This is a genomic window from Streptomyces sp. NPDC054849, assembly GCF_053610945.1.
On the sequence record NZ_JBSGZI010000054.1, the window covers coordinates 42,182 to 49,903 of the forward strand.

Below are 7,722 nucleotides of genomic sequence, written 5' to 3' on the forward strand. Positions count from 1 at the left end.
CCGCCGTATCCGCCGCGTCCGCCCCGGGTCCGCCCCGGGTCCGCCCCCGCCGGCCTCTAGAGGACCGCGTTCGACGGGCCCCGGGACGCCGAGAGGTCGCGCGCCACGGCTTCCGCGTCGCGCAGCACCCGTACCGCGTTGGACCAGGTCAGCTTGGCCAGGTCCGCCGTGGACCAGCCGCGCGCCAGCAGCTCTGCGACCAGGTTCGGGTAGCCGGCCACGTCGTCCAGCCCGGAGGGGGTGAAGGCCGTGCCGTCGTAGTCCCCGCCGATGCCGATGTGGTCGACGCCGGCCACCTCGCGCATGTGGTCCAGGTGGTCGGCCACCGTGGCGGCCGTGGCCACCGGGCGCGGACGCTCCGCCTCGAAGGCCCGGTGCAGGGCCATCGCCTCGGGGGTGGTGTCCAGGTGGTGGTAGCCGTGGGCCCGCAGGTTCGCGTCCGCGGCCAGCGTCCATTCCACCGCCGCCGGGAGGATGAACTTGGGGACGAAGGTGGCCATGGCGACCCCGCCGTTGGCCGGCAGCAGCGCCAGCACGTCGTCGGGGATGTTGCGCGGGTGGTCGCAGACCGCCCGCGCCGAGGAGTGCGAGAAGACCACCGGCGCGGCGGAGACCGCGAGCGCGTCCCGCATCGTCGTCGCGGCGACGTGCGAGAGGTCCACCAGCATGCCGACGCGGTTCATCTCGCGGACGACCTCGCGGCCGAAGTCGGTCAGGCCGCCGTGCCGGGGCTCGTCCGTCGCGGAATCCGCCCAGTCGATCGTGTCGTTGTGGGTGAGCGTCATGTACCGCACGCCCAGCTGGTGCAGGGCGCGCAGCGTGGCGAGCGAGTTGTTGATGGAGTGGCCGCCCTCGGCGCCCATCAGGGAGGCGATCCGGCCGTCGGCGCGGGCCGCCTCCATGTCGTCGGCCGTCAGGGCCCGCACGAGGTCGCCGGGGTAGCGGTCGATCAGCTGGGCGACGACGTCGATCTGCTCCAGGGTGGCGCTGACCGCCTCGTCGCCCGCGTAGTCGGAGCGGACGTACACGGACCAGAACTGCGCCCCGACACCCCCGGCGCGCAGCCGGGGGATGTCGGTGTGCAGGTGGGCGGACTGGTCGCCGGCGATGTCCCGTTGCGTCAGGTCGTAGCGCACCTGCTCGCGCAGCGCCCAGGGCAGGTCGTTGTGGCCGTCCACGACGGGGTGCTCGGCCAGCAGCGCGCGCGCCTCGTCCAGATGCTGCGCGGCGCTCACTTGCCGAACCCGAAGGACTCCGCGCTCGCGACCTTCGTACGCAGCCGCTTGCCCTTCTCGGTGGCCTGGTCGTTGAGCTCCTGCTGGAAGTCGCTCATACGGGCCAGCAGCTCCGCGTCGTGCGCGGCCAGCATCCGTACGGCCAGCAGTCCCGCGTTGCGCGCCCCGGCGATCGAGACGGTGGCGACGGGAACGCCCGCGGGCATCTGGACGATCGACATCAGCGAGTCCATGCCGTCGAGGTACTTCAGCGGCACGGGCACGCCGATGACCGGCAGCGGGGTGACCGAGGCGAGCATGCCGGGCAGGTGGGCGGCTCCGCCCGCGCCCGCGATGATCGCCTTCAGGCCGCGCTCGGCGGCCCGCTCCCCGTACGCGATCATCTCGCGCGGCATCCGGTGCGCGGAGACGACGTCGACCTCGTAGGGGATCTCGAACTCGTCGAGGGCCTGGGCGGCGGCCTCCATGACGGGCCAGTCCGAGTCGGAGCCCATGACGATGCCGATGACGGGGGCTGCGGCGGGGGTGCTCATGCGGTGACCGTTCCTCTGAGGTAGTCGGCAGCGTGGCGTGCGCGCTCCAGCACATCGTCCAGATCGTCGCCGTAGGTGTTGACGTGGCCGACCTTGCGACCGTGTTTCACGTCCTTGCCGTACATGTGGATCTTCAGCTGGGGGTCGTGGGCCATGCAGTGCAGGTACGCCGCGTACATGTCGGGGTAGTCCCCGCCCAGCACGTTCGCCATGACCGTCCACTTGGCGCGGGGGCGCGGGTCGCCCAGCGGGAGGTCCAGGACCGCCCGTACGTGGTTGGCGAACTGTGAGGTGACGGCACCGTCCTGGGTCCAGTGGCCGCTGTTGTGCGGGCGCATCGCCAGCTCGTTGACCAGGATCCGGCCGTCGGTGGTCTCGAACAGCTCCACGGCCAGGTGGCCGGTCACGCCGAGTTCCTTGGCGATGCGCAGGGCGAGGGCCTGGGCCTCGCCCGCGAGGTCCTCCGAGAGGTTCGGAGCGGGTGCGATCACCGTGTCGCAGACCCCGTCCACCTGGACGGACTCGACGACGGGATAGGCGACCGCCTGGCCGTGCGGGGAGCGGACGATGTTGGCCGCGAGCTCGCGGACGTAGTCGACCTTCTCCTCCGCGAGGACCGGCACGCCCGCCTTGAAGGGGGCCTGCGCGTCCTCGGGTGTGCGGACGAACCACACACCCTTTCCGTCGTAGCCGCCGCGCACGGTCTTGAGGATGACGGGGAAACCGCCCACCTCGTCCGCGAAGGCCACCACGTCGTCCGGATCGCTCACGATCCGGTGGCGGGGGCTGGGCGCGCCGATCTCGTCGAGCTTGGCGCGCATCACCCCCTTGTCCTGGGCGTGCACCAAAGCGTCGGGCCCCGGACGGACGGGAATGCCGTCCGCTTCCAGGGCCCGCAGGTGCTCCGTGGGTACATGCTCGTGGTCGAAAGTGATCACGTCGCAGCCGCGCGCGAAGGCACGCAGCGTCTCCAGGTCGCGATAGTCGCCGATGACGACATCGTTCACGACCTGGGCCGCCGAGTCCTGCGGGGTGTCACTGAGGAGCTTGAATCTGATGCCGAGGGGGATACCCGCCTCGTGGGTCATGCGGGCGAGCTGACCGCCGCCGACCATGCCGACTACCGGGAACGTCACTCCTCCAGGGTATCCGCCGGTATTCCGCCATCCGGACCGGACCCTGGCGCGGACCCGACGGTGTGCCGTGCGTCGCACGGTGTCCGAAGGCACAGACGGGCCGCAGGGGGGACACTTACCATGAACGGGTTGACGGAGAACTCCGGACGCCCCCAGCGGGGCGGTGACCGACAGGGACTGAACCATCAGATGAGCGCTCCGGAGAACGGATCTGTTCTCGAACGCCTACGCGGCCTCGTGCGAGAGGTCGCCAAGTTCGGGGCGGTCGGCGGTCTGGGTGTGCTGGTCAACCTGGGTGTCTTCAACCTGATCCGCAACACGACGGACCTGCAGGTGGTGCGCGCGAGCGTGATAGCGACCGTCGTGGCCATCGTGACGAACTACCTCGGCTTCCGCTACTTCGCCTACCGGGACCGCGCCCAGAGCGGCCGCACCCGCGAGATGGCCCTGTTCGCCGCGTTCAGCGGGATCGGCCTGGTCATCGAGAACGGCGTGCTCTACACCGCCACCTACGGCTTCGGCTGGGACGGCCCGCTCGCGAGCAACATGTTCAAGTTCATCGGCATCGGCACCGCCACGGTCTTCCGCTTCTGGTCGTACCGGACCTGGGTCTTCAAGGCCCTGCCCGCGGCCGCGCCGGCGGCCGAGCCGATACCGGAGCCTGCGCCCCTGGCCGCCGAGCCGGGGTGCAGGCCCGATCCGCTGCCCGAGCCGGAGCCCGCGAACAACTAGTACGGGCTCGCGTACCGCCCCTCGTACGGCCTCCGGCAGCGGCTAGCGCACCGTGGCCGACGGCTCGGCCCGTTCCGGCGCCGTCCTGCTGAGGAACAGCGCGAACACCGGCGGCTGCGTCTGGAGCAGCTCGAGGCGTCCGCCGTCCGCCTCCGCGAGGTCCCGGGCGACCGCGAGGCCGATCCCGGTGGAGTTGCGGCCGCTGATGGCCCGCTCGAAGATCCGGTTTCCGAGGTCGGCCGGGACCCCCGGCCCCTCGTCCGTGACCTCCAGCACCGCCTGGTTGCCGATCACCCGGGTGCGCAGGGCGACCGTGCCGCCGCCGTGCATCAGGGCGTTCTCCACCAGGGTGGCCAGGACCTGCGAGACCGCGCCCGGCGTGCCGACGGCCCGTACGCCCTGCTTGCCGGAGCGCACGATGGCCCGGCCGGCGCTGCGGTAGGCGGGTCGCCACTCCTCCACCTGCTGCTTGACGACCTCGTCCAGGTCGAAGGGGACGGCCGAGCCCGTCCGCGGGTCCCGCGAGTTCGTGAGCAGCCGCTGCACCACGTCCGTGAGCCGCTCCACCTGGGTCAGGGCGATCGTCGCCTCCTCCCGGACGGTCTCCAGGTCCTCGGTGACCGTGATCTCCTCCAGCCGCATCGACAGCGCCGTGAGCGGGGTGCGCAGCTGGTGCGAGGCGTCCGCGGCCAGGCGCCGCTCGGCGGTCAGCATCCGGCCGATCCGCTCGGCGCTGGAGTCCAGCACGTCCGCGACCCGGTCCAGCTCGGGGACTCCGTACCGCTTGTGCCGGGGCCTCGGATCGCCCGATCCCAGCCGCTCCGCCGTCTCGGCGAGGTCGGTGAGGGGGGAGGCCAGCCGGTTCGCCTGCCGTACGGCGAGCAGGACGGCCGCCACGACGGCCAGCAGGGCCACCGCGCCGACCACGGCCAGGGTCCGCACGACCTCCCTGGTCACGGTGGAGCGGGACTCCTCGACGATCACCGTCTCACCCTGCTCGCCGCGCGCGGTGCCGCGGTTGACGCTGTCGGTGATCGGGTCGCCCACCTCCAGGGCCGGCTGCCCGGGGATGGTGATCCGCGCGTAGTGGCCGGCGTCCAGCTGCTCGGCGAGGGCGACGGGGTCGACCTTCTTCCGCTCCAGGACGTTCGCCTCGACGATGCCCACCAGCCGCAGCGCCTCGGACTCGATGCGGTCCTGGGCGCTGCTGGTGATGGTCCGGGTCTCCACGATGACGAGGGAGACCCCGAAGACGGCGATCACGACGAGCACCACGGCGAGCGTGGACTGGATGAGGCGGCGGCGCATGTCCTAGAGCATGCCCTAGGCGTCTGCGGAGCGGACCGCTCAGCTCTTCTCGAAGCGGAAGCCGACGCCGCGGACGGTGGCGATGTAGCGGGGGTTCGCGGCGTCGTCGCCCAGCTTCTTGCGCAGCCAGGAGATGTGCATGTCGAGCGTCTTGGTGGAGGACCACCAGGTGGTGTCCCAGACCTCGCGCATGAGCTGGTCGCGGGTGACGACCCGGCCGGCGTCGCGGACCAGGACCCGCAGCAGGTCGAACTCCTTGGCCGTGAGCTGGAGCTCCTCCTCCCCCATCCACGCGCGGTGCGATTCGACGTCGATGCGCACGCCGTGGGTGGCGGGGGGCTGGACGGTCTCGGCGGCGCCGCGCCGGAGCAGGGCCCGGACCCGGGCCAGCAGCTCGGCCAGGCGGAAGGGCTTGGTGACGTAGTCGTCGGCGCCGGCGTCCAGGCCGACGACCGTGTCGACCTCGTCCGCGCGGGCGGTGAGGACCAGGATCGGGAAGCCGTGGCCCTCGGCGCGCAGCCGGCGGGCGACTTCCAGACCGTCCATGCCCGGCAGGCCCAGGTCCAGGACGACGAGGTCGACGCCGCCCTGCAGTCCTGCGTCCAGGGCGCTGGGGCCGTCCTCCCGGACCTCGACCTCGTACCCCTCCCGGCGCAGGGCGCGGGCCAGGGGCTCCGAGATGGATGCGTCGTCCTCGGCGAGCAGTACACGCGTCATGTGGGTGATGGTAGTCCGCGGCGACTGAAACGAGGTGCCTGCCTACAGACCCCTCTCTATCTGGGCTTATGAACGCCCGAGCGCCTTCGAATATGGTCGAACGGTTCCCCGTCAACCTTGTGATCCATCTCTCAAGTCCTTTCAAATCCGGCACTGTCGTGTCGTATGGTGGCGAGACGCCTGATGCACTACCTCAGGGACCTTTGTGCCATAAAGCGCGCCAAAGGTCTCTTTTTCTGTCCTGAACGGACGGGCAGTCTGCATGACATCGCCTGTCCGGGCTTGATGACAGTGAACGACCTGTGGGCCGGGCCCCTCGCGCCATGTGCGGGAGCGGGCGTGGATCCCGGTTGCGGATGTCCCTTCGCCTCCAACCCCAACGGGGGGCGAGACCCCCAGGCGTGGGTGGGAGATCCGTCGCCGGTGCCGGCCACCCCCCACCGGGCGCGGATGAGCTCACGAAGCCAAGCGTCCCGAGCAAGCAAGGATCGACCATGGCTTCCAGCCTGACGACGGCCTCACCGAGCCCCGCTCACGAGAAGACCGTCCTCGGCCACCCGATCGGCCTGGCCACGCTGTTCATGACCGAGATGTGGGAGCGTTTCTCCTACTACGGCATGCGTGCGCTTCTCGTTCTGTACTTGGTCTCCGGCGGTGTGGACGCCGCGACCGGAAGCCAGGGCGGCGGGCTCGGCTTCACGGCGGCGACGGCCACGGCGATCTATTCCGTGTACGTGGCCATGGTCTACCTCATGGCCATGCCGGGCGGCTGGTTCGGTGACCGCGTCTGGGGCGCCCGCAAGACGGTGGCCGTCGCCAGCTTCGTCATCATGGCGGGCCACGTGTCGCTCGCCCTGCCCGGCCAGCCGGCGTTCTTCGTCGGTCTGCTGCTGGTCGCAGTCGGTTCCGGTCTGCTGAAGGCCAACATCTCCACGATGGTCGGCCACCTGTACAAGAGTGTGGACGACCCGCGCCGTGACAGTGGCTTCACGATCTTCTACATCGGCATCAACGTGGGTGCCTTCGCGGCGCCGATCGCGATCGGCACCATCGGCGAGACCGTCAGCTGGCACCTCGGCTTCTTCCTCGCCGCCATCGGCATGGGCGTCGGCCTGGCCATCTTCCTGCTGGCCGGCCGCACCCTGAGCCCGAAGAGCAGCGTCGTCCCGAACCCGCTGTCGCAGGCCGAGCGCAAGGCCGTGATCGTCAAGGCTCTCGCCGTCCTGGCCGTCATCGCCGTCTTCTACGGCGCCGTGGTCGCGGCGGACATGTTCACCATCAAGTGGGCGCTGTACCCGATCACCGTCGCCGGTCTGATCATCCCGGTCGCCGTCCTCGCCCGCATCAAGCGGGACAAGGACCTGTCCACCGTCGAGCAGAGCCGGATGAGCGCCTACATCTGGTTCTTCGTGGCCGCCGCCGTGTTCTGGATGATCTACGACCAGGGCGGTTCGACGCTCTCCCTCTTCGGTGACAAGAACTCCGAGCGCAGCCTGCTCGGCTGGGAAGTGCCGACCGTCATCTTCCAGTCGCTGAACCCGCTCTTCGTGGTGGCCCTGGCCCCGATCTTCGCCGCCGTGTGGGTGGCCCTGGCCCGCCGGAGCCGCGAGCCCAGCACCATCGCGAAGTTCTCGGTGGCCCTGGTCATCGTCGGCGCCTCGTTCTTCGTCTTCGCCCTGCCGCTGAGCCAGACCGCCGGCAACGACACCAAGGTCACCATGTGGTGGCTGGTGCTGATCTTCCTGATGCACACCCTCGCCGAGCTGTGCCTGTCGCCGGTCGGCCTGTCGGTCACGACGAAGATGGCGCCGCAGAAGTACGGCTCCCAGATGATGGGCGTCTGGTTCCTGGCCGTCACCGCCGGTGACTGCGTCACGGGTCTGCTCGGCCTGGCCGAGGTGCAGCTGAACGGCGTCGGGGTGATCCTCTTCCAGGCGACCGCCGCCGTGCTCGCCGGTGTCGCGATCTACATGTACCGCAAGAAGGTCAATGAGCTGATGGGCGACATGAACTGACGCGTTCGCGCCCCGTCCGACGCAACGGCCCGGCACACCGGAAGGT

At 70.3% G+C, this 7,722-nt stretch carries 7 protein-coding genes; 2 read left to right on the forward strand and 5 right to left on the reverse strand.

What is annotated here, in order from left to right; genetic code table 11:
- Nucleotides 1-56 precede the first annotated feature (56 nt).
- Genes ACWGIF_RS22765 through ACWGIF_RS22775 form a run of 3 tightly spaced genes read right to left on the reverse strand, consistent with a single transcriptional unit; the run spans nt 57 to nt 2,883 of the window.
- Nucleotides 57-1,235 carry a dipeptidase gene (locus tag ACWGIF_RS22765; RefSeq protein WP_453500127.1) on the reverse strand — a complete coding sequence of 393 codons (1,179 nt, stop codon included), beginning with the start codon at nt 1,233-1,235 and terminating at the stop codon, nt 57-59.
- Entirely contained in the window at nt 1,232-1,768 is a 537-nt protein-coding gene (purE, locus tag ACWGIF_RS22770) for a 5-(carboxyamino)imidazole ribonucleotide mutase (RefSeq protein WP_453500129.1), read from the reverse strand. The genes ACWGIF_RS22765 and purE overlap by 4 nt, the downstream gene beginning before the upstream one ends.
- Entirely contained in the window at nt 1,765-2,883 is a 1,119-nt protein-coding gene (locus ACWGIF_RS22775) for a 5-(carboxyamino)imidazole ribonucleotide synthase (RefSeq protein WP_453500139.1), read from the reverse strand. The genes purE and ACWGIF_RS22775 overlap by 4 nt, the downstream gene beginning before the upstream one ends.
- 210 nt (nt 2,884-3,093) lie before the next feature.
- On the opposite strand from ACWGIF_RS22775, the gene ACWGIF_RS22780 reads away from it, so the two are divergent.
- A complete protein-coding gene (locus tag ACWGIF_RS22780; RefSeq protein ID WP_453500141.1) occupies nt 3,094-3,636 on the forward strand; it encodes a GtrA family protein in 543 nt (180 codons plus the stop codon).
- Nucleotides 3,637-3,678: 42 nt separating this feature from the next.
- On the opposite strand, the gene ACWGIF_RS22785 is transcribed toward ACWGIF_RS22780, so the two are convergent.
- The gene (locus ACWGIF_RS22785; protein WP_453500131.1) at nt 3,679-4,944 is read right to left on the reverse strand and encodes an ATP-binding protein; all 1,266 of its coding nucleotides are present in this window, start codon (nt 4,942-4,944) and stop codon (nt 3,679-3,681) included.
- A gap of 39 nt (nt 4,945-4,983) precedes the next feature.
- On the reverse strand, nt 4,984-5,661 hold the full coding sequence (locus ACWGIF_RS22790; protein ID WP_326590059.1) for a response regulator transcription factor: 678 nt from the start codon (nt 5,659-5,661) through the stop codon (nt 4,984-4,986).
- Nucleotides 5,662-6,155: 494 nt separating this feature from the next.
- Between ACWGIF_RS22790 and ACWGIF_RS22795 the strand changes: the two genes are divergently transcribed.
- A complete protein-coding gene (locus ACWGIF_RS22795) occupies nt 6,156-7,676 on the forward strand; it encodes a peptide MFS transporter (RefSeq protein WP_453500133.1) in 1,521 nt (506 codons plus the stop codon).
- The last annotated feature ends 46 nt before the right edge of the window (nt 7,677-7,722 follow it).

Excerpts from the sequence above, each read along its gene's own strand:
- ACWGIF_RS22775 (WP_453500139.1), bottom strand. The coding sequence starts at position 2,883 with ATGGTCGGCGGCGGTCAGCTCGCCCGCATGACCCACGAGGCGGGTATC.
- ACWGIF_RS22790 (WP_326590059.1), bottom strand. The coding sequence starts at position 5,661 with ATGACGCGTGTACTGCTCGCCGAGGACGACGCATCCATCTCGGAGCCC.
- ACWGIF_RS22795 (WP_453500133.1), top strand. The coding sequence starts at position 6,156 with ATGGCTTCCAGCCTGACGACGGCCTCACCGAGCCCCGCTCACGAGAAG.
- ACWGIF_RS22780 (WP_453500141.1), top strand. The coding sequence starts at position 3,094 with ATGAGCGCTCCGGAGAACGGATCTGTTCTCGAACGCCTACGCGGCCTC.
- ACWGIF_RS22785 (WP_453500131.1), bottom strand. The coding sequence starts at position 4,944 with ATGCGCCGCCGCCTCATCCAGTCCACGCTCGCCGTGGTGCTCGTCGTG.
- purE (WP_453500129.1), bottom strand. The coding sequence starts at position 1,768 with ATGAGCACCCCCGCCGCAGCCCCCGTCATCGGCATCGTCATGGGCTCC.